The sequence below is a fragment of the Stieleria maiorica genome (assembly GCF_008035925.1).
Taxonomy (GTDB): domain Bacteria; phylum Planctomycetota; class Planctomycetia; order Pirellulales; family Pirellulaceae; genus Stieleria; species Stieleria maiorica.
This window is the reverse complement of sequence record NZ_CP036264.1, coordinates 4,475,456-4,496,003: the sequence shown is the minus strand read 5'-3', so window position 1 is coordinate 4,496,003 and position 20,548 is coordinate 4,475,456. Positions and strand designations below refer to the sequence as shown.

Annotated in this window: 18 protein-coding genes and 1 tRNA gene; 8 read left to right on the top strand and 11 right to left on the bottom strand. The window is 60.1% G+C overall.

Annotated features, from left to right (window positions below):
- The first annotated feature begins 101 nt into the window (after window positions 1–101).
- A complete protein-coding gene (locus Mal15_RS15170; protein ID WP_167546836.1) occupies window positions 102–1,919 on the top strand; it encodes a HEAT repeat domain-containing protein in 1,818 nt (605 codons plus the stop codon).
- A gap of 208 nt (window positions 1,920–2,127) precedes the next feature.
- On the opposite strand, the gene Mal15_RS15165 is transcribed toward Mal15_RS15170, so the two are convergent.
- The 8 genes from Mal15_RS15165 to Mal15_RS15135 all read right to left on the bottom strand — a co-directional run bounded on the left by Mal15_RS15165 (window position 2,128) and on the right by Mal15_RS15135 (window position 8,646).
- A complete protein-coding gene (locus Mal15_RS15165; RefSeq protein ID WP_147868552.1) occupies window positions 2,128–2,973 on the bottom strand; it encodes a DUF1559 domain-containing protein in 846 nt (281 codons plus the stop codon).
- A gap of 68 nt (window positions 2,974–3,041) precedes the next feature.
- Window positions 3,042–3,419, bottom strand: a complete 378-nt coding sequence (locus tag Mal15_RS15160; protein WP_147868551.1) for a hypothetical protein — start codon at window positions 3,417–3,419, stop codon at window positions 3,042–3,044.
- The gene (locus Mal15_RS15155) at window positions 3,416–3,934 is read right to left on the bottom strand and encodes a prepilin-type N-terminal cleavage/methylation domain-containing protein (protein WP_147868550.1); all 519 of its coding nucleotides are present in this window, start codon (window positions 3,932–3,934) and stop codon (window positions 3,416–3,418) included. The genes Mal15_RS15160 and Mal15_RS15155 overlap by 4 nt, the downstream gene beginning before the upstream one ends.
- Window positions 3,931–4,308, bottom strand: a complete 378-nt coding sequence (locus Mal15_RS15150) for an acyltransferase (protein ID WP_147868549.1) — start codon at window positions 4,306–4,308, stop codon at window positions 3,931–3,933. Before Mal15_RS15150 ends, Mal15_RS15155 begins: the two co-directional genes overlap by 4 nt.
- Before the next feature lie 9 nt (window positions 4,309–4,317).
- Window positions 4,318–5,616, bottom strand: coding sequence for a type II secretion system F family protein (locus Mal15_RS15145; protein ID WP_167546835.1), 1,299 nt, complete (start codon window positions 5,614–5,616; stop codon window positions 4,318–4,320).
- Window positions 5,616–6,428, bottom strand: coding sequence for a type II secretion system F family protein (locus Mal15_RS34100; protein ID WP_167546834.1), 813 nt, complete (start codon window positions 6,426–6,428; stop codon window positions 5,616–5,618). The genes Mal15_RS15145 and Mal15_RS34100 overlap by 1 nt, the downstream gene beginning before the upstream one ends.
- Window positions 6,425–7,474 (bottom strand): type II secretion system F family protein, encoded by a 1,050-nt coding sequence (locus tag Mal15_RS15140; RefSeq protein ID WP_233903462.1) that lies wholly within the window; start codon window positions 7,472–7,474, stop codon window positions 6,425–6,427. Before Mal15_RS15140 ends, Mal15_RS34100 begins: the two co-directional genes overlap by 4 nt.
- A complete protein-coding gene (locus tag Mal15_RS15135) occupies window positions 7,474–8,646 on the bottom strand; it encodes a GspE/PulE family protein (protein WP_147868546.1) in 1,173 nt (390 codons plus the stop codon). Before Mal15_RS15135 ends, Mal15_RS15140 begins: the two co-directional genes overlap by 1 nt.
- 87 nt (window positions 8,647–8,733) lie before the next feature.
- Here Mal15_RS15135 and Mal15_RS15130 point away from each other — a divergent pair, with 87 nt between their 5' ends.
- The gene (locus Mal15_RS15130; protein WP_147868545.1) at window positions 8,734–9,972 is read left to right on the top strand and encodes a DUF1559 domain-containing protein; all 1,239 of its coding nucleotides are present in this window, start codon (window positions 8,734–8,736) and stop codon (window positions 9,970–9,972) included.
- Between the two features lie 279 nt (window positions 9,973–10,251).
- Here the strand turns inward: Mal15_RS15130 and rlmN are convergent, their stop codons facing one another.
- Window positions 10,252–11,385, bottom strand: a complete 1,134-nt coding sequence (rlmN, locus tag Mal15_RS15125; RefSeq protein ID WP_147868544.1) for a 23S rRNA (adenine(2503)-C(2))-methyltransferase RlmN — start codon at window positions 11,383–11,385, stop codon at window positions 10,252–10,254.
- 68 nt (window positions 11,386–11,453) lie between these two features.
- On the opposite strand from rlmN, the gene Mal15_RS15120 reads away from it, so the two are divergent.
- The 3 genes from Mal15_RS15120 to Mal15_RS15110 all read left to right on the top strand — a co-directional run bounded on the left by Mal15_RS15120 (window position 11,454) and on the right by Mal15_RS15110 (window position 14,614).
- On the top strand, window positions 11,454–12,638 hold the full coding sequence (locus Mal15_RS15120) for a M20/M25/M40 family metallo-hydrolase (RefSeq protein WP_147868543.1): 1,185 nt from the start codon (window positions 11,454–11,456) through the stop codon (window positions 12,636–12,638).
- Complete coding sequence (locus Mal15_RS15115; RefSeq protein ID WP_147868542.1) at window positions 12,638–12,883, top strand: (2Fe-2S)-binding protein; 246 nt, start codon at window positions 12,638–12,640, stop codon at window positions 12,881–12,883. The genes Mal15_RS15120 and Mal15_RS15115 overlap by 1 nt, the downstream gene beginning before the upstream one ends.
- Window positions 12,884–13,255: 372 nt before the next feature.
- Complete coding sequence (locus Mal15_RS15110; protein ID WP_233903461.1) at window positions 13,256–14,614, top strand: arylsulfatase; 1,359 nt, start codon at window positions 13,256–13,258, stop codon at window positions 14,612–14,614.
- Window positions 14,615–14,748: 134 nt separating this feature from the next.
- Here the strand turns inward: Mal15_RS15110 and Mal15_RS15105 are convergent, their stop codons facing one another.
- Together Mal15_RS15105 and Mal15_RS15100 are read right to left on the bottom strand one after the other, a co-directional pair.
- Window positions 14,749–16,044 (bottom strand): hypothetical protein, encoded by a 1,296-nt coding sequence (locus Mal15_RS15105; protein WP_147868540.1) that lies wholly within the window; start codon window positions 16,042–16,044, stop codon window positions 14,749–14,751.
- 158 nt (window positions 16,045–16,202) lie between these two features.
- Window positions 16,203–16,273: transfer RNA gene (locus Mal15_RS15100), tRNA-Cys, on the bottom strand.
- A 413-nt stretch (window positions 16,274–16,686) separates the two neighbouring features.
- On the opposite strand from Mal15_RS15100, the gene Mal15_RS15095 reads away from it, so the two are divergent.
- The 3 genes from Mal15_RS15095 (at window position 16,687) to Mal15_RS15085 (ending at window position 20,410) form a co-directional block, all read left to right on the top strand.
- The gene (locus Mal15_RS15095) at window positions 16,687–18,138 is read left to right on the top strand and encodes a tagaturonate epimerase family protein (RefSeq protein ID WP_147872025.1); all 1,452 of its coding nucleotides are present in this window, start codon (window positions 16,687–16,689) and stop codon (window positions 18,136–18,138) included.
- Between the two features lie 611 nt (window positions 18,139–18,749).
- Window positions 18,750–20,207 carry a YeiH family protein gene (locus Mal15_RS15090; RefSeq protein ID WP_233903459.1) on the top strand — a complete coding sequence of 486 codons (1,458 nt, stop codon included), beginning with the start codon at window positions 18,750–18,752 and terminating at the stop codon, window positions 20,205–20,207.
- The gene (locus tag Mal15_RS15085) at window positions 20,204–20,410 is read left to right on the top strand and encodes a hypothetical protein (protein WP_147868539.1); all 207 of its coding nucleotides are present in this window, start codon (window positions 20,204–20,206) and stop codon (window positions 20,408–20,410) included. Before Mal15_RS15090 ends, Mal15_RS15085 begins: the two co-directional genes overlap by 4 nt.
- Window positions 20,411–20,548: the final 138 nt, after the last annotated feature.

Below are 20,548 nucleotides of genomic sequence, written 5' to 3'. Positions count from 1 at the left end.
TCACATCCCGTCCAACCTCCTGGCTGTTTCCCATGCAAAACCATCTCACCTATCGTCCCCCTCTGGCATGTTTCCTGTTGGCGTCTGTCATCCTCGCCACCATGACGCTCCCCCCTGTACGCAGCGTCGCCGCCGAATCGGAATCCGACCTGATCGCGGTCCTTCGTTCGGACGCACCGGAGGCTGAGAAAGCCGTGGTGTGCAAAAAGCTTGCGATCGAAGGATCCCCTGCGGCCGTCGGCGAATTGGCCAAGCTGCTTTCAAATCCACGCTTGTCCTCTTGGGCCAGGATCGCTCTGGAAGTGATTCCGGGCCAAGAAGCGGACGAAGCGCTGCGACAGGCCACGCAATCACTCGATGGCCGGTTGCTTGTCGGCGTGATCAACTCGATCGGTGTTCGCCGCGATGCCGCCGCCGTCGGGGCGCTGGCCGCTCGATTACAGGACAGCGATTCCGAAGTCGCCTCGGCCGCCGCAGTCGCGCTGGGACGCATCGGAAACGATGCCGCAACGAAATCGCTTCAACAATCGTTGGTCTCGACCTCCGGCACGACACGGAACGCGGTGGCCGAAGGCTACCTGTTGTGCGCCGAACGATTGCAAGCAGAGGATAAGTCGGGGGCGGCGACCGAGATTTTCGATGAAATTCGCAGCGCCGATCTGCCCCTGCAACGAATCGTCGAAGCCACACGCGGGGCGATTCTGTCGCGTGATCAAGATGGCATCCCGTTGCTGTTGGAAACGTTTCGCTCCAACGACAAGAAACTGTTTCAATTGGCGTTGTCGACCGCGCGGGAATTCCCCGGCGGCGAAGTCGACTTGGCCTTGGCCGACGAACTCACCCGCGCCGCGCCGTCTCGGGCCGCCTTGATCGTCCAGGCGATGGCCGATCGACCGCAAACCGTTGTTTTGGAGGCAGTGGTACAGGCCGCTCGATCCGGTGACAAACACATTCGATTGTCCGCGATCGACGCACTGAAGCGTGTCGGTGATGTCTCTTCGTTACCAGTGCTGTTGGACATCGCGTCCGGACAAGATGCGGAACTATCGCAGACCGCGAAAGACACGCTTGCGGAGATTCCCAGTGACGGCGTTAACGCCCGGCTTGTCGCACTGTTGCCGGAAGCCGAAGGCAACCGCTATCCCCTGTTGATCGAACTGGTCGGCCGCCGACGGATCGATGCCGTGCCGGATTTGGTCAACGCGCTCCAGCATTCCGATCCCGCCGTCCGTAGTGCGGCATTGATCGCACTCGGCGAAACCGTCTCGCTCGAAAAGCTGGACCTGCTGATCACTCAGGTCCTTGCCCCCAGTCGTCCCGAAGATGTTGCGACCGCTCAACAAGCTCTCAAATCCGCGAGTGTGCGGATGCCCGATCGCGACGCCTGCGCAGCCAAACTCGCTGTTGCAATGCAACAGGCGCCGGCAACGACCAAAACCTGGCTGCTGGAAACCCTTAGCGAGGTCGGTGGCACAACGGCCCTGCAAACGCTTGCGATGTCGGCGAAGAGCGACGACGCAGAGTTGCAGGACGCCGGAAGTCGCTTGTTGGGCAAATGGAATAATCTCGACGCCGCTCCGGTGCTGATCGATCTGGCCAAGACGGCGCCGGAGGAAAAGTACCAGGTTCGCGCACTGCGAGGTTACATCGGTTTGGCGCGTAAGTTCAACATGCCGGAACGAGATCGGGTGGAAATGTGCCAACGGGCACTCGATCAAGCAAGTCGCATTGATGAGCAAAAGTTGGTCCTGGATGTCTTGAAACTGCACCCCAGCGTCGCAGCGTTGAAGTTGGCGATCCAGGCAAAGCGGATTCCGGCTTTGAAGGAGGAAGCAACAGACGCGACAGCGGAAATCGCACAAACGCTGCGTAAGAAAGGCGTCGACATCAGCCGAATCCTGTCCGGCGAAGGAGCCTGAAACAGAATCGGGGCAATTCCAAATGGTACGACGGTCCCTTCCGGGCCGTCGCTTGAACCCGACGGGTTCGTCCGTGGGCTGACCGCGAGGACAACCCGGAAGAGATGTCCTACGTTGGTGTCTAGCCTTTAGGCGATCCCCCGTCGCTGCAACGCAGCGACGCAGATGCGGCTAAAGCCTGGACACCAGCCCACCCCCTGCGACCTGTTCATTGAGCGCTCGCGCGGCGCTGTTGGTCCAACGTTTGAAACTGCATCGGAAGCCCGCCGTCACGGCGATCGACCATCTGTTCTAAGACGCGATGGTCAGTTTGATCCGACTGGAAGCGGATTTCGCCGGAACCAAACAGTACATGCACGCCGGCGGGGTGTCGGCTGCCGATGGATCCGACCGCCATTGGGGGCAACTCGCCGAACAGATCCTCCGACGTCTCGATCCCGCCACCGACGTTTCGCAGCGTCGCACGTGTCCCACTGAGCCACCCGAGGTCATCGACGGAAATCAACTTTTCTGAAACGAACGCCGTGTTGGACAGGCCATCTGGGACGTCGTCGCGGCTGATCTGCAGATTCAACACGAACACACCGTGGTCGGTTTCATCGATCGCCTTTTCGCTCGGATGATGCAGTCCGACATAGCTGCTGGCGTTGGCCGGAAAATGACCGGCCGAAGGGCATTTGACCCCGGGGTAGGCGAGTTGCAAGACCGGTTCGTTGGCGGTCGCGTAAATGCTGACCGACCGATCGATCTGCGACGCGATCACCGGCTGGTCCAGCAAGTCCAACAACCGCCCGATCCAGTTGTGGTGGTCCCCCTCCGCTTCACTGACAACCGGACCTGAATCCGCCACCGTACCGACCGGGAAATGCTGCCAACGATCGTGATAACTTTGCATCGCCATGCCGATCGGTGTCAGCCGTGATTGACAAATCGCCCGCCGCGACGATTCTCGCATCGCTTGCAATGCCGGCGCGGCCAACCCGACCAGGATTCCGATGATCGCGATGACAACCAACAGCTCGACCAAGGTGAATGCACGACGGATGGAAGACATTGGATGCACGGAGGGTTGAAAGGGTGAATGGGATCGTGTTTGCGAACAACTCATTTCAAGATTAACCGTCACAGATCGTTCTCCACTGCTCGCCGAATGGATACTCCCGGCCGGTCGTTGCGGTACAGCGTTGCCTGATACTGACGTCCTATCGGCGCCCCGTCCACCGCCTCCACGACGACCCAACGCGTCGCGTCGCCCAGGGGCAATCGGATGCGTTCCCCGACGTCCATTTCCGATTGTCGCAACGCATCAATCGCGGATTCCAAAATCATGATCCTCTGGCGGTGCAACTGATCATTTCGCTCATGCGTTGCGCGTCGCGTCACCGTGATCGCGAAAGTCCCGACTAACAGCGTCAGGATCAGCACCACCATCCAACCGATCATGCCGGTTCGTGCGGGACGCTGCGGTGCGACAGCCCGCCGGGCTGTTGTCGCGTTCATGATGTCGGCCTCTGGAATGCAAGGATCTGAATCGATTCCCCATGCCCGTCACCATCCGACACAGTGCAGCGGACCGCAGCGTTGCCATCGATCAATTGAAACTCCATTGTTGCTGCACTTCCGATATCATAGTGATCGATCGCTGATCGCTTTGAATCGCCCTCGCTGACTCGGCGCACCACCGTCGCCCCGGACTCGATCTGGTACCGAGTGACCGCATCGGAAGAGGCGTCAGCGAGCACGAGTTCGTCGGCATCCAAATCGATCTCCCCCGCTGCGCGGACGTCGCGACGCAGGTCACCGGCGAATCGGCGAATCTCCTGACGACGAAACAGGTTCTCCTCGGCCGCACCATCGCTCTTCCTCGCGATCGTCATCAACCCGATCACGCCTCCCAAAAGCGCGCTGGCGAGTGCCAGCACGAGCAATAATTCGATCAGCGTGTAGCCACGGGAAGAACCGGAGCAGCGTCGAATCGGGGCTCCATCATTCGCCGATTGATGCGGCCGTTTCATGAGCGAGGCTCCAAACGCCAGAGGTGATGGACCAGTGGTCGCTCGCGTGCCGGATCTCTCAGGATCACATGCATGCCCTTGCGTGAATCCGATTCAAACGGGTCGACCACAATCTCAATCTGTGACTGGGCACGCAGTTCGGCGACGGCTGAATTGACGTCGTCGTAGGCCACGTCGCGCAATTGCTCGGCCAGATTCTCGATGTTCAATTGGTGACGCAATCGGTCTGCAGCGACCCGATCATAATCCAAACAGGCCTGATGCATTTGTAACACGATCGTGGTAGCGGCTGCCAAAAACGCCGTCGCGACCAGCAACTCAAACAGCAGAAACCCTTGCCGGCATCTTCGAGCATCTTTCGATTTCTTTTGCATCATTTTCCGTTAGGCCAGCCCGCCGATCAAACCGTACAAAAAGTGGAACAGGAACAGGGTGTGGACGAGCACGAAGATGCCGACCAACACCGTCGCCAAGGGCACGAACCATGCCATGCGGATTCTCCAGCGATGTGTCTGGCGTCGCCCGATGTCACGGCACAAGTGCTCGATCGCGTGAGGCAGGTTGCTGTTTTTTGCCGCACACGTCAACCAAACCTGTTCGCGTTTCGTCACCAACGTTGCCGATCGCAAGGCCGTCGCCAAAGGGGTGCCGGCGTCGACGAGCCGCTGGGCTGATCGGCAACGGGATCGAATCCATCGGATCCGCGTGGATGTTGCCGCTGCCTGCAAAACCGCTGTTTCCGCCAGTCCGACACGCATCCCACGCCCGAGCGTCCGCAGGACCTCGCAGCGCCATTGATCGACCGCCTTGCCGCCGAACCACGGAACCCAAGGCGCCAACCAGAGCGGAAGCCACCGCAGTACGACCACCAACAACAACCAAACCAGAACCGTCACCGCGACGACGTCCCCCACCCCGGCAACCATGTCAAGTCCACGATGGACGACTCGACTACTGGAGAACATTCCATCGTAAATTTCATCAAACAGGGAGATCAAATGCGAGCGGATGTAAATCCCGATCAGCCAGGCCAGGATGATCGTGGCCACGACATAGGTGAATTGCTGACCGACCAACGCCATCGCGCGCGGTGATTCATGACCAATCTCCGACGCAGCGGTCGAATCAAGAGCCTGGCCGGAACCAATCTCTTCCCCGGGCAACGCCGCTTCGCCCTGCAAGGCCGTTTTGGGAGGCGGGATGATCATCGCACCGAGCGCGTCGGCATCCAACGCCAGTTTCGCTCTGCGGGCGGCATCGACGATCGATTCACCGCGATACAAGCGTTTGACGCAGGCTTTGATTCGGCGGGCGAGTCGGCTGCGACACCCCATCGCAATGTTTTCAAGCAACTCCGGCAGCGACACGTCCTTCTCGACCGCCATCCGCAGCCATCGATTCAGCGATTGCAACTCTTCGCGATATCGCAATCGATGCGCGATGACGACCGACACGACCAACAGCGCCAACAGCACCAGCGTGACCGGATGAGGCGCCGTAACTACCAGGCACACCAGACAGACCGCCCAAAGAAGCCACTCGAATAATTCCAGAAAAGCGATCAGAAACGAACGCACTTCGACCGCGGGTCGACGAACCATCTGTCGTGTGATCACTCGTACCGCAATCGCCAGGAATGCGACGACGATGATCGATGTGATCAGGCCAAGGACGGGATTCATCAGTACGTCAGCCCCTGCAACATGGTCCGCATCGCGATGCCCGAGAGCAGCAAGGCGAAGAATGCGATGAACACCGATGCCAACAGACAGCAGACCGAGACGGCCATCGCCGTCCGGTCCAGCCGCGACTGGGCCAGCAGGTGACATTCCGAAGTCGCCCGGCGCCAGACGTCGACGCTGTCACTGGCCGGTAATTTCTGCATCGCAAAGGCCGCCACCGCCGACAGCGGTGGATCTTGGATCGGCGACGATTGTAAGACGTGCGCGAGCGGATGCCCGAACTCGATCCGTTTGGACGCCAATGCCGACCAGCGACGCATCCCCGCATGTCCAACCGCAGACGATGCCTGATCCAACGCCACTCCGATCGGTTGGGAGCGAAGCAGCGATTGAAAGATTGATTGACAGAACTCGCCCATCGCCACCACTCGGATGGTCGATCCGATCCAGGGTACGCCGTCGACGATCTGGAACGCGGCGGCAGGAAGCTTGTCCTGAATCCACAGCAACGTCACCAAATAGCCGACAAACGCCGTGACCGCCAAAGCTCCATAGCCCGTCGCAATGGTCAGCATCCAACCGACATCGACCACAACCGGTTGCCAACCGCGAAGTACAACATTCTCGCGCCCCACGTCGGCGATCGTCACAATCAAGTAAGCTCCGACTGCCAACGCCGCGATCAGGTAGATGACGCCGACGGTCACCGTCTTCAGCAGCCGGCGTCGGGTGTCGTCGCGAATGCCCTGCCAAATCTCCAGTTCAGCCTGTTCCGCGATACCGATTGCGTGGTTTTCGTGCGGGTGCGTCACGGTGCCACCTCCCCGACGACTTTCAACAGTGGCATCAGGATGGCTTGCAACAAGATCACCATCATCATGATCATCAACACCCACGTCATCGCACGCGGCAAGACCTCGGTCCAAAGGCTTCGGAAGCGTTTTGATTTTTGGACATACAGCTCGGCCAACCGCCGTAAATCAAAAGCGATTCGATCGCCTTCGCGACGACCGGTGACCAGGTCCAGCACGCATCGTCGAACCGGTTCGGGCGTGTCCGGTGGCATGGCCAATGTGTCTTGGGAAGTTGCCCCGCCGCGAACGCTGTCAATCACCCTTGCCCACGATGACGACCACGCCGGCCCCACGGCTTCGGCCGCGGTCTGGATCAAACGTCCCGGTTCGATGGCAGTGATTGATCCTTGCGTTCGTCCCGTCGGACTGATTTGCAACGCCATCCAGCGGCAGAAGGTCGCGTAATCGCGAAACACGTCACCGCCGCGGCGGGACCGTGAAAGTCCCCACGCCAGCGCCGACGAAAACAGCCCCACGACCACAATCGTGGCGATTGCCGCGAGCATGAAGTCTTGTGCGAAGGCTTGACAGATTTCCGTGATCGACGGCGCGAACGCGGGTTTGATCAATTCGGCTTGGGACAAGGACACCAGGATCCAAGGCATGACAAAAAACACGACCGTCGCGCCCACGATCACGTTTAGAATCGGGTTGATCGACGCGAGAAAAACTCGACGCCGTTCCTCGTTCGTCTGGCGGATCAATCGCGCCGCTTCATCGATCGGTTCGGTCGAACCGGTGGTCGCCATCACTTCCATCGCCAATCTGATCGGACTTTGGTAGCTCCCGGCCACCGCCGCGACCGATTCTGCCGCGGATTTGCCTCCCGTTAAACCAGCCCGTACCGCATTCGCCGCACGGCCGATCGTGCCCATCGACGCGTCATCAAGGTCCTCCAGCCCGGATATTAGAGGACGCTTCGACGTCGCCATCGCAGAGACTTCGTCCAGCAACATCGCCAACGATTCGTCGTCCAGCGTCGTCTCGGGTCGGTCGGCCGACATCATTCTCGCCTCCCCAACACCCGGAACACTTCGTCCATGTCCGTTCGGCCTTCGTCGACCAAACGCGTCGCCTGGTCATACAGTGAATCGATGCCTGCTCGGGCGGCGATCGCGTCGATTTCCATCGCCGAACGTCCCTCGGTCAAGGCGTCGAACACGGCGTGCCCGGCCGCGGATCCATCAAAGCACAGCAATTGAGCGACCGGGAGGCGACCTTGATATCCGGTTCCATGGCACCGTTTGCAATCCGAATCCGCCGAAGACTCTGACGGCCCCGGACATTCGGTGCAGGTTTTGCGCAACAGGCGTTGGCAGAGAATCCCGCGCAATCCACTTTGGATCGCATAGATCGGCAACTTCATTTGCACCAATCGACGCAGCGTCGCGCCGATCGAACCCGCGTGAATCGATGAAAAGCACAAGTGGCCCGTCATCGATGCCGCCAAGACGGCTTCGGCGGTGTCGACGTCGCGGATCTCGCTGACCAACAACACTTCGGCGTCTTGCCGAACGGCCGCCCGCATGGCCGACGCCAGCGTCATCCCGCTGCTGGGCTGCAATTGGCTTTGGCTGATCGAATCGATCACCGATTCGATCGGGTCTTCGATGGTCAACACGCTGCGTCCGAACCCCGTTTCGGCGATGTAGGACAGACAGGCATACAACGTGGTCGTCTTCCCACTGCCGGCCGGCCCGGCGACCAACAGCCATCCGTCGCGTGCGTCACAAACGGTCCGCACCCGCCTGATCGTCGTTGCATCGAACCCCAGACCGTCGATCTGACGCAGCGACTGACGGTCGCCCATGATTCGGATGACGGCTCGATTTCCGTGCACAGTGGGAAACACCCCCAGCCGCATTTCGTGCGTTTGACCGGCATCGTCTTGCCACCGCAACGGACCTTCTTGTGGCACGCCTGCTCGATACGACGGCAACGCGGCCAGCGCCATCAAACGCGACACCGGATCGCTATGGTCGCTGATTTCGAACGATTCATACGGCTGCAGCACACCGTCGATTCGAAACGCGACTTCCCAGCGCCGCGAGCGGGGCTGGAGATGAACGTCGCTGGCTCCACGCTGCAGTGCCGCTGTCAAACAGTCGTTGACCATGGCGATCGCAAAGTCCGGATCGGACGATGAACGACGTGATCGTGAGAACGAAACCTGCATCCGTTAATCCGAAAAGAATCGCACCCGCGTCCCCGCGCCGCGTTGAAGATCGTTAAGCTGTGGTTTTCTAGCTCGAGTGGAAAGCCCATGAATCGTCACCGGTATCATAACGGATTCACATTGCTGGAGTTGCTGGTCGTCGTCGGCGTCATCGGAATTTTGGTGGGGCTGCTTTTGCCCGCCGTCCAAGCGTCACGCGAAGCAGCGCGACGGATGAGTTGCAGCAACAACTTCAAACAAATCGCCTTGGGCGTCGCCCAGTACCATGACGCGTTCGGATTCCTGCCGCCGCACGGGACGGGAACATTCAACAACGCCAACGACGCTGCAAAAACCAATCAGTTTCGGCTCAGCTTTCTCGTCTCGATCACTCCCTTTTTAGGACAGACACCGGTCTGGAACACCATCAGCGGCCAATGGATCGGCCCAGTGCCAGGCAGCGATGCGCTGGCCGCCGAAGACGACTTCTTTGACATGTCGATGGACAGCATGGATGGTTTGGGCGACGTGAACCATCCTTACCCCAAGATGGGGCCATCGCCGTCGATGGGATCGTACCTGCCGTGGGCGATGGAGATCGGAACCTACCGCTGTCCGTCGGATCCGGGAATCGGCAGCCCTGCCTTGGGGCGGACCAACTATGCGGCTTGTTTGGGTGACGCCATCGAAGGGTTGGATCAAGGGCTGTGGCGATACGAAGATTCCAAGTGGTCGCCCAGTGGTCAGACACAAGTGTTGGCGACCGGGCGAGGCATGTTTGTGCCCCGGATGGTGACTTCGTTGGACGACGTGACCGACGGCTTGTCGACGACGATCATGATGGGTGAGATCGCGACGGATCTTGGTGACAAAGACACTCGCACCGTACCGTCGACCGGAAACGGTTGGGCCGGCGGTCTGTTGGGTGACGCCCAAATCTGTCGTCCCCAGATCGATCCCGAACGTCCCCGTTTTTGGGACGCACGCGGGCAAGTCACGTTACCGGCGCGGCGGGGCCAGGGCCGCGGCTACCGCTGGGCCGATGCGATGCCGTTGATGAGCGGATGCAACACCACGTCACCGCCCAACACGCAATTGTGCTTCGGAGGCGATTCGACGACCATCGGAACACTGTCGGTCAGCAGCCGACATCAGGGCGGAGGCCACGTGGCGATGGGCGACGGCTCGATTCACTTTATCACCGACTCGATCGAGTGCGGGGAATTAAAAGGCTCGGTCACGCTGGAAGGCCAAGGCCACTTGTCTCCCGGCAGTCCCAGCCCCTTCGGGCTTTGGGGTGCCCTGGGAACCCGCAACCAACACGAACTGATCGACGAGATTCTGTAGCGGAAAAGGCAGTGTAGAACCGTTGTCCCCAACTGTTCCCCCTGCCCGCAACGCGGGCAGCCGCTCTCGCATCACCAGTTGGTGCCACCCATCGCATCACCAGTTGGTGCCACCCATCAATCAATCCATGAATTGATATCAAAACCGCTGTCTGCCATGGCGCGGACAGTTTGATGGGTGGCACCAATTGCGAATGCGCTCAGCCGGGGCGGCTGAGGGGGGAACAATTGAGACAATGGTTCCACACCAGGGGGAAAACCGGTCGCGGGCGAATCGTGGTCACTTGGCGTTGCGGTTGCGGCGGAGTTGGCCGCAGGCGGCGTCGATCTCGTCGCCTTTGCGCTGGCGGAACATCACGTTGACGCCACCAGATTCCAAAATCTGACGAAACTCTGCAATCGACCGCTTACTGGGGGTCACGTATGGCAACCCTTCGACCGGATTGTAGGGAATCACATTGAGCAAGACGGTGCGATGGCGTAACAGCTGGGCCAACTCTCGAGCGTGCTCGGGTGCGTCGTTAACGCCGCCGAGTAACACGTATTCAAACGTCAACCGCCGCCCGCTCGCATCGAAGTAGCGATCGGCAGCCGCCAACACGGCATCGATCCCGATCTTTTCGTTCACCGGAACCAACTGGCTCCTCAGTTCCTCGTTCGGCGCATGCAAGCTGACCGCCAAATTGTAGGGCACGCCGTTTTTCGCCAATCGATCGATCGCCGGCGGCAATCCGACCGTGCTGATCGTGATCCGTCGCGGACTGATCCCCAGCCCCTCGGCCGATCTCGCCGTCTCCAACGCTCCAAGCACACGATCCAAGTTGGCCAGCGGTTCGCCCATCCCCATCATCACGATGTGACTCAGCCGCTCCCCCGGCTCCAATCGAGCCTGCAAACGCAGCATTTGCTCGACGATCTCGCCGCGGGTCAGGTTGCGGTCGACGCCGTCGAGTCCGCTGGCGCAAAACACACATCCCATCGCACAGCCGACCTGGCTGCTGACACAAATGCTGCGCCGGTGCCCGTCGCGCAGCAGCACACATTCCACTTCACCGCCGTCGGCCAGTCCGACCAACAGTTTGTCGGTGCCGTCGCGACTGGTTTGCACCGCCGCCTCTTGGGAGCGATAGATCACAAACTCTTTCGCCAGCTGCTCGCGGAGCGTTTTGGGCAAGTCGCTCATCGCATCAAAATCGCGGACCCGTTTTTCATAGATCCATCCAAATACCTGCTTGGCGCGAAACTTGGGCTGTCCGTGCTCGGTCAACCACGTCTGGAACTCGGCCAACGACAAATCCAGCAGGTGCGTGCGGTCATCCCGCGCGGGTGCCGAGCTGGATGCAGATTCGGATTGAATGACGGGAAGATTCACGCAGACCAACAATGCGGTAAATGGGGACCAGGCACTCGACATGCCGACCAACCGAACCCTACGCTAATGGGACGGTCAGCATTCTGGGGCGCCTCCAATTTAACCGCAAGATGAAAGAAATCGTAGTCAACGAAGACGAAGCACTCACACGGTACCTCGAATTAACCGCCATCAACGGCGGTAGCGGCAACGAACGCGACGTCGCGGCCCGAATCGTCGACTCCTTGATCCAGGCCGGACTGGATGAATCGGCGATCCGATACGACGGAGCGGAGACCCGGACACGAATTTCCGGGAATTGCTCGAATGTGGTCGTTCACCTGCCGGGCAGTGACAAGGGCCCCCGGACGATGCTGTCGGCCCACATGGATACGGTCCCGATCTGTCTGGGAAGCGACCCAGTCGTCGATGGCGACCAAGTCTACAGCCGGGGTGAGACCGGTCTGGGAGCCGACAACCGCAGCGGCTGCGCGGCGATTCTGACCGCCGCCGTCGAGCGACTGCGACTTGGGCGCACCGATTTGCCCCCCGTCGTGATCGTGTTCCTGATCCAAGAGGAGATCGGGTTGGAAGGAGCGCGGCACCTGGACCCGGCATTGATCGGCCACGTCGATCGGGCGTTCAACTTCGACGGCGGGGCGATCGAAAAGGTGACGACCGGCGCGATCGGAGGCGAGCGTGCCGAAATCACATTGACAGGAATCCCCGCGCACGCCGGCGCCGCACCGGAAAAAGGGGCCAGTGCGATCGTGATGGCCGCCAAGGCGATCGCAGACCTGGACGCCCGCGGCTGGCTGGGGAGAATCGAACAACAAGGCGGATCCGGAACCGCGAACGTCGGCGTCATCCAGGGCGGAGATGCCACCAACGTCGTCACGCCACGCGTGACCCTGCGCGCCGAAGCACGTAGCCATGACGCTGCCTTCCGAACCGAAATCATCTCTCAAATGCGCGCCGCATTCGAATCGGCCGCCGCGTCGACGGCAAATATCGACGGGAACTGCGGCAAGTGCGAGTTCAACTCGCGTGTCGACTACGAAGCCTTTTGCTTAGCCGATGACGATCCTTCGGTCGAACTCCTCGAACAGGCACTCCAATCGATCGGGCGACAACCCTATCGCCAAGTCGCCGGCGGTGGGCTGGACGCGAACTGGTTGAAAGTACACGGAATCAACGCGGTCACCGTCGGCTGCGGCCAAGAAAACATTCACACCGCCGACGAGCGATTGAACATCCCCGACTATCTGGCCGCATGCCGCGTCGCAACCATGCTGATCTGCCAAGCAAACGACTGATGAACGACGACCAACCGATCTGCTTGTGTTTCGACGTGCCCAAGCGGAAAGTCATTCAATTCATTCGCACCGAGCGTCCCAAAACGCCCTCGCAACTGTCGGAGTGCTTCGGGGCGGGCACCGGGTGCGGCTGGTGTCGACCTTATTTGAAACAGCTCTGGGAATCCGAAAGCCCCGAATCGGAAACGCTGCCAGAGGCCGATCAGTACGCGAAAGATCGCCAAGAGTATCGTGACGCAACTTGAGCGATGGTTTACCGCGTACGACGGTCCCTCCTGGGCCGTCGCGATGAACGCCACGGGTTCAGCCGGGGGCTGAACGGTAGGACAACCGGGAAGCGATGTCCTACGCGGTGGAGCAGGGTGTACGACGGTCCCTTCTGGGCCGTCGCTTTGAACGGCGCGGGTTCAGCCGAGGGCTGAACGGGGGACAACCCGGAGGGGATGTCCTACGCGGGGGAGCGGGATGGACGACGGTCCGGATGCGGGGCCCACGACGCGATCCGAGGGCCTTACACTCTAGGGCTAAAACCCTTCCCACTTTGACCAAAAATGAAAACGATGCCCCTCCGTTCCATTCACTGCCTGTTGATTCTGCTTTTTGGTTCAATCGCTGCTTTGACAGCCAACGCTGGCGAAGAACGCGCGAACATCATCTACATCATGGTGGACGACCTCGGGTACGGCGACTTGGGATGCTATGGACAAAAGCAGATTCAAACGCCCCACCTGGACCAAATGGCGGCCGAAGGGATGCGGTTTACCGACCACTACGCCGGGCACACCGTTTGTCGGCCGTCGCGTTTGGTGCTTTGGACCGGCCAACACGTCGGGCACACGGGACTGACAGGCAATCGCTCCCGCTCCTTGACCGGCAAAGAACCGACGGTTGCAAAACTGTTGCAGCAAGCCGGTTACGCGACCGGGGGCGTCGGCAAGTGGGCATTGGGACACGTCGACTCGCCTGCGGAGGTCAACAACGACGGGCACCCCAATCGCAACGGGTTCGACTACTGGTACGGTTACCTGAACCAAAGCAACGCCCACAATTACTATCCGCCGTACCTGTGGGAGAATGACCGCCAAGTCTTCCTGCCAGGCAATGTGTTGATGGATCATCCGATGGCGCGAGGCCGCGTGTCGGAAAAGAAGGTCACGTACTCGCACGACAAAATGACCGACGCGGCGTTGGCTTTCATTCAACGCAATCACCGCAGTCCCTTCTTGATGCACATTCACTGGACGATTCCTCACGCGAACAACGAAGGCGGACGCGTTCTGAAGGACGGCATGGAAGTGCCGGATTATGGAATCTATGCGGATCGCCCCTGGCCCAACCCCGAAAAAGGGTTCGCCGCGATGATCACCCGAATGGATGCCGATGTCGGGCGACTGTTTCAGATGCTCAAAGACCTTGGGATCGATGAAAACACCCTGGTGATATTCACGTCCGACAACGGCCCCCACCGCGAAGGCAACCATGACCACGAGTACTTTGACTCCAACGGGGTGCTCAAAGGTTTCAAACGCTCGATGCACGAAGGCGGGATCCGTGTCCCGATGATCGCCCGCTGGCCGGGGAACATTGCCGCCGGATCGCAATCGGATTTGCCCTCGGCGTTCTGGGATTTTTTGCCCACGGCATGTGAAATCGCAGGGGTCGAACCACCGAGTGACATCGACGGGATTTCGTATTTGCCGACGTTGCTGGACAAGTCCGCCGACCAACGCAAACACGAGTACTTGTATTGGGCCAGCCAGGAGGGCGACACGACGATCGGGATCCGCAAAGGGCCGTGGAAGCTGGTCCGCTACCGCAAGGATCGCGACGGCCAACCGGATTGGCGATTGTACGACCTACGTAACGATCTCGGTGAAACCAATGATCTGGCGGCGAAGCATCCCGAGCAAGTCGAAGAAATCCTCGAGCTCGTCCGCCGCGATCAGTTGGCGCTGGACACGAAACCGAAAGGCTGATCGCGCTTGGCTCTCGATTTTGTTCCCAGGCTTCGCCTCGCAGCGCCATCCCGTGTGGCGGAGCCACACGGGCGACGGCCCGGAAGGGCCATCGTACACCGGCGGGTGATCGGCTGAAGGCTAGACACCAACGGTTATTTCGTTTCGAGCCGATTGATGAACTTGCCCGGCAGATCCGATTCGCGGATCACGACCGGCTTCTTTTTTCCCGGTTCAAACACCACGTACCTGGCCCGTGTCGGGGCCAGCAAATTGATCGCCAATTCGTCGTTCTCGCGAAGGATCACTGCCAACTGTTCCGCTGTGACGCTGCGGAACGGGTGATTTGCCATCACGGATTCCAGCTCGCTCCAGCTTCGTTTGGCGAGCGGATTTCGACTCACGTTGGGTGGCGGCCAGCTGATGTCCCGATCCAGATACGTCGGTTGGACGGCCAAGACGACGAACGCATTGTCACGTCGAGCCGAAAACCAACGCAGCGGTTCTTCGTGGTCCTGCGGGTCGATCTCCAGCACCGCGGGGATTCCCCAAGCGGTATCGATCAACGGGTTCATGATCGCTCGCATCGGGCGTGCGATCGTAGACGGGGCCAATGCATCACACCAATTGCGTCGCGTCTCGCAGTGCTGTTCCAAGACCAACAAACGCACCAGATCGCTGCCGTCACTGAGCCCGAAACGGAGCCCCGCGTCGTACAGATAGACCGGGTTCAGATCCGACACCGATCGTGCGTACTGGGAAATCCACGCGTCATCGACGTCCAGACTTGCTCCGTCAAAGCTGACTTGTTCGGTCAATCGAGCCAAGGCACCATGGTACACGCGATCAACACGCTTGTTCGACCGATCCAACACCGCTCTGGACAGTGCCGCCGGATCGTCCTGGTGCAATTGAAGCAGTGCCTTGGTCTCTTCTGCATCTTCGATCAGCCGCACCAGATCGCTCGGTTCCGGTACCCCGACGCTGAAATTGAGCAACCGGTATTGGCCGTCACAGATCGCCGTGATCGCTCGCGGGGGCAAGGTACGGGCGACATCTCCGGTCAGGTTCTTCGGCAGTCCGGCGACGACGCGCTGGACAATGCAGCGGTCCTTCAAATCGGGCCGCGAAACGAACAGTTTTTGAAACGAACGACGAAAATCGGGACCGCACCAGACATCCGGGCCACCACCGAGACGATTCTTGTCCGCCTGGTCCAACTTGGCCTTCGTCCACTCAAACGGGTCCTCGTCGGTGATCAGAAAAACCACCAGCTTGGATTCGATCTCACTGGCCGAAAGCCCCGAGAACGGATCTCGAAAAATCAGCCCTTCGTCTTGATCGACCGGCTGTTGGGAAAAGGCTGCGGGGCCGAACGCCATCGAACCAAACGCAGCCGCAAACCCCATTAGCAACACGGTGGCTGGGCAAAGACGAATCGCGTTCCACATGCAAACACCCGCTGGACAGGAAGGATGCCTGTCAATGTACCAATTCGGGTGGGTCGAGGTGGTGCGGGCCGGAAGAAATCGTGCCCATCAGAACTCAATCGGTGACAGCGACCGACGACTCTCGGCAACGCTCCCATCGATCCTGCCTCTCTCAAGAGAGGCGACTAGCAGATTCGAACTGCTGTAGACGGATTTGCAATCCGCTGCCTAACCACTCGGCCAAGTCGCCTTCAGCTGACGGAAAGATTAGGAAAACTTTCCGCGATCGTCAAGAACTCTCAAAACCGCAAAGCCGGCCATTTGAGGCTGACTGGGAGAATCGTTGTCGTCGTGAGAAGGAGTATCGGACGCGATCCCCGCTCGCTTGAGAGACATCGTGTGATTTCAAAAAGTTCGCCGAATTCGTGGGATGCCCCGGACGCCGGTCGGTGTGTCAATTCGGCTGTTTCAAAATCATCCGAGGGGGCGGGACGCCGAAACGATCCCCCCGCAGCCGCTGGCTCACGCGCCGTTGTTCGCCGGCCCGCGCGCCTGGGTCGCCAGAAATCTGACGTGACGAGCCAGAAAAAAATCCGCCGTTCTTGAGCGGGATTCCCTACGCTCTGGAGCTGGATTTTGGTGCCAAACGCCGGTGCATTGTTGATGTTCCGCCAGAAATCAGGGGCCACCGGGAGCGGATGGCTGATTCAGCCCGTTCGACCGCCGCCGACCGATCAATTCAGGTGCTTCAACGAGATCACCTCCCGCCGTAAGCTACCCCCAAATCTCAAATCAGCTTCCAATTCCCCCTCCCTTCTGACTTTGACTGCAATGACCAAAAAGTGCACGACTCTCGGGCTCGAGCCCAGCTTCGGATTCGGTGATCGAACTGGCCTTGCCACCCCCGGACATGTCGCTGCGATGAAACGTTGCGGCAAAGGCATCACCGCGATTTTCCCCCAGCAATCCATTCGCGAGATGACACGGACCAAGCGGACGCCCGAGGGCGTGATGGCCGACGCGATGCAGGCTGCCGAGGCGGCCGGATGGGACGGGCCGATCGGTGCCGATGCGGATCACTTGAAGGTCAACAATGACGTCGACATCACTGCAGCAGCGGGGTTCACGTTCTTCACGATCGATCCGTCGGACGACGTCGACCAAAAGGCAGACGATTACGACGAAGCGACACTGCGGGAGAAGTTTTCTACAGCACGCGACATCGCGCCGTGGTTCGATTCCTACGTGGGCAAGTCGATCGAACTGTCGACCGGTTCGACGATCCAACTGGATGAGCAGGCCTGCATGCGTGCGGCAGTCAAGTACGGCGCGGCGATCGCACGAGCACTCAAGCTGGGCGACTACATCCGCCAAGTCAACGAAAAAGCCGGCCAGGACTACGAAATCGAATTGTCCGTCGACGAAACCGACCAGCCGACCACCCTGTCGGAACACTACATCATCGCCGACCAATGTTTGAAGGGAGGCATGAAGCTGGTCAGTCTGGCTCCTCGATTCATCGGTGATTTCGAAAAGGGCGTCGATTTCAAAGGCGACTTGGTGGCCTTGGAAGCCTCGTTGGCCGATCACGCGGCCGTCGCCAATCTGCTCGGGCCGTACAAGTTGAGCCTGCACTCGGGCAGCGACAAGGTTTCGATGTACGCCGCGTTGGCTCGCACGACGGCCGGCAAATTCCATGTCAAAACCGCCGGGACCAGCTATCTGGAAGCACTCCGCGTGGTCGCCCGTCACGATGCGGCTGCCTTCCGAGGCATCGTCGACTTCTCACGCGATCGTTACGAAACCGACAAGGCGACGTATCACGTTTCGGCGACGCTGGCCGACGCACCGACGACCGACCAGGCCGACGACGCGACGCTGGAAAGTGAGTATCTGGAGATGTGGGCCGACGTCCCCCAAGGCAAAGGGTTCACCAAACCCGGACGCCAAATCCTGCACTGCACCTTCGGCTCCGTGTTGACCGATGACAAATGGGGCAAAGTCGTCCGCGATTGCCTGGTCGCCCACCCGGAAACCTACTGCGAAGTACTGGACGATCACTTCGGGCGACACCTGGACGCACTGCGAAGCGGGATACTGCGAAGCGGGATGTAGTGCAGACGCCACGTGCTGGCATCTCATGCCAGCGGGAAGCGTCAGCGAGCGGCCCGTGTTGCCAATCACGCGGGCGTTCACCGACTGCAACCGCCCGCCACTGGCTGACGCCACGTGCTGGCATCTCATGCCAGCGGGAAGCGTCAGCGAGCGGCCTGTGTTGCGAATCACGCGGCATTCACCGACTGCAACCGCCCGCCACTGGCTCACGCCACGTGCTGGCATCATGCCAGCGGGAAGCGTCAGCGAGCGGCCCATGTTGCCAATCACGCGGGCGTTCACCGACTGCAACCGCCCGCCACCGGCTCACGCCACGTGCTGGCATCATGCCAGCGGGAAGCGTCAGCGAGCGGCCCGTGTTGCCAATCACGCGGGCGTTCACCGACTGCAACCGCCCGCCACTGGCTCACGCCACGTGCTGGCATCATGCCAGCGGGAAGCGTCAGCGAGCGGCCCATGTTGCCAATCACGCGGGCGTTAGCCACGTGCTGGCATCTCTGGCGAGCGTAGCTACATCAAACGCCTTCTGCGTGATATTCTGTGGGCCCGTTCGACAGCCTGAAACGGCTTTCTCCCCCTGCAGCACGTCCCGCCCTCCTTCAGATCCCCAGATGAGCACGCCTTCCGACGGTCCCGCCGAAGCATCCAGTTCCGACATCGTTGAAAAGCCCCGCTTGAGCACCTGGGAACAGATGAAGACCGCCGAAGACTGGTGGGCGATCTGGTGTGCGGGGCTGATTCTATTGCTCGCGTTTGCCGCCGTTTGGGCATCCGTGCCCGCGACGTTCACCGAATCGATCCAGCAGGGCGAAACGGTTTCGCTGTCCAGCCCGCTGAAAAGTTGGCTGGCCAAGCCGGGAAAATGGACAGAAAACCCCGTCGACGCCTTTTACGTCGCCGGCAGCGGTGAAGCGAGTGCGACGACGACCTACCGCGGCGTGATCGGTGCGTTTGTGGTCATTGGTGTGTTGTTCACGATTGCGATGCGGCTGAGAGGCAAAAACGCGATCGGGTTCCTGAAGGCGTTTCCCGTTGTCTTTCTGTTGGCCACCATCGCTTACGTCCTGGCCGGCCAAACGGTCATCAAGGCGTACAACCTGGAATACGCGTTGTGGGCGTTGTTGGTGGGGTTGGTGATCAGCAACACGATCGGCACGCCAAGCGGGTTACGTCCGGCAATCATGACCGAGTTTTTCATCAAGACCGGTTTGGTCTTGCTGGGCGCGGAAGTCTTGATGAGTCGTTTGATGGCGCTGGGGATCCCCGGAATCGGCGTCGCTTGGGTCGTCACCCCGATCGTGTTGATCAGCACGTTCATCTTTGGACAAAAAGTACTGAAGATTCCGTCGAAGTCGCTGAATATGGTGATCAGCGCCGACATGTCGGTCTGCGGTGTTTCCGCGGCGATCGCGACGGCAGCGGCATGCAAAGCGAAGAAGGAAGAGCTGTCGCTGGCGATCGGGCTGTCGCTGTCGTTCACCGTGGTGATGATGATCTTGTTGCCCCTGGCGATCAAAGCGATGGGATTGCCCGATGACGTCGGCGGCGCCTGGTTGGGTGGGACGATCGACGCCACCGGCGCGGTCGCGGTCGCCGGTGCGACCCTGGGCGAAGAAGCCTTGGAAGTCGCGGCAACGGTGAAGATGATTCAAAACATCTTGATCGGCGTGACCGCCTTCTGCGTCGCAACCTATTGGGTCACGTACGTCGAAAAACGCAGCGACGCGGCGACGCCCGGCGTGGGCGAGATCTGGTACCGGTTCCCGAAGTTCGTACTCGGGTTCATCGCGGCGTCGGTGCTGTTTTCGATCCTGCACGCATCGATGACCGGCGGCGACGTGATGATCGAAGCGATGATCGGCGGGTCCACCAAAACACTTCGCGGCTGGTTCTTCTGCTTGGCGTTCGTTTGCATCGGCTTGGAAACCAACTTCAGTCAGTTGCTGCCCTACTTCCGTGGCGGAAAACCGATGATCCTGTACGTCTGTGGTCAGTCGCTGAACCTGCTGCTGACACTGGTCATGGCGTACCTGATGTTCGGCGTGCTGTTCGCCGAGGCAGGGCAATGAAACGTCGCAAGGCCGCGTTTCTGGCCGTGATCCTTGCGGTGACCGCCATCTGGGGCGTGCTGCTGCCGCGTTTAGCGACGACCGAAACGGTCCGCAGGCGAACGCAGTGGCTGGAGCATCACCGGATCGACCCGGCAGCGATGTATTACACCGAGCTGCCGATGATGGATCGAATCCTGGCCAAGGAGCGAGCGTCGCGGTAGTCGGCTGCCACAACGGCGCGCAGCAGAGCGTGGAAAAAGCTAAAGTTGCTGACGGTAGCGGAAGCCGTCAACGGCCTGTTGATTTATTCCGATCCGCCGTGGGATCAGCCGTTTCGCGCGAGCGTACGGGCCTCCTGT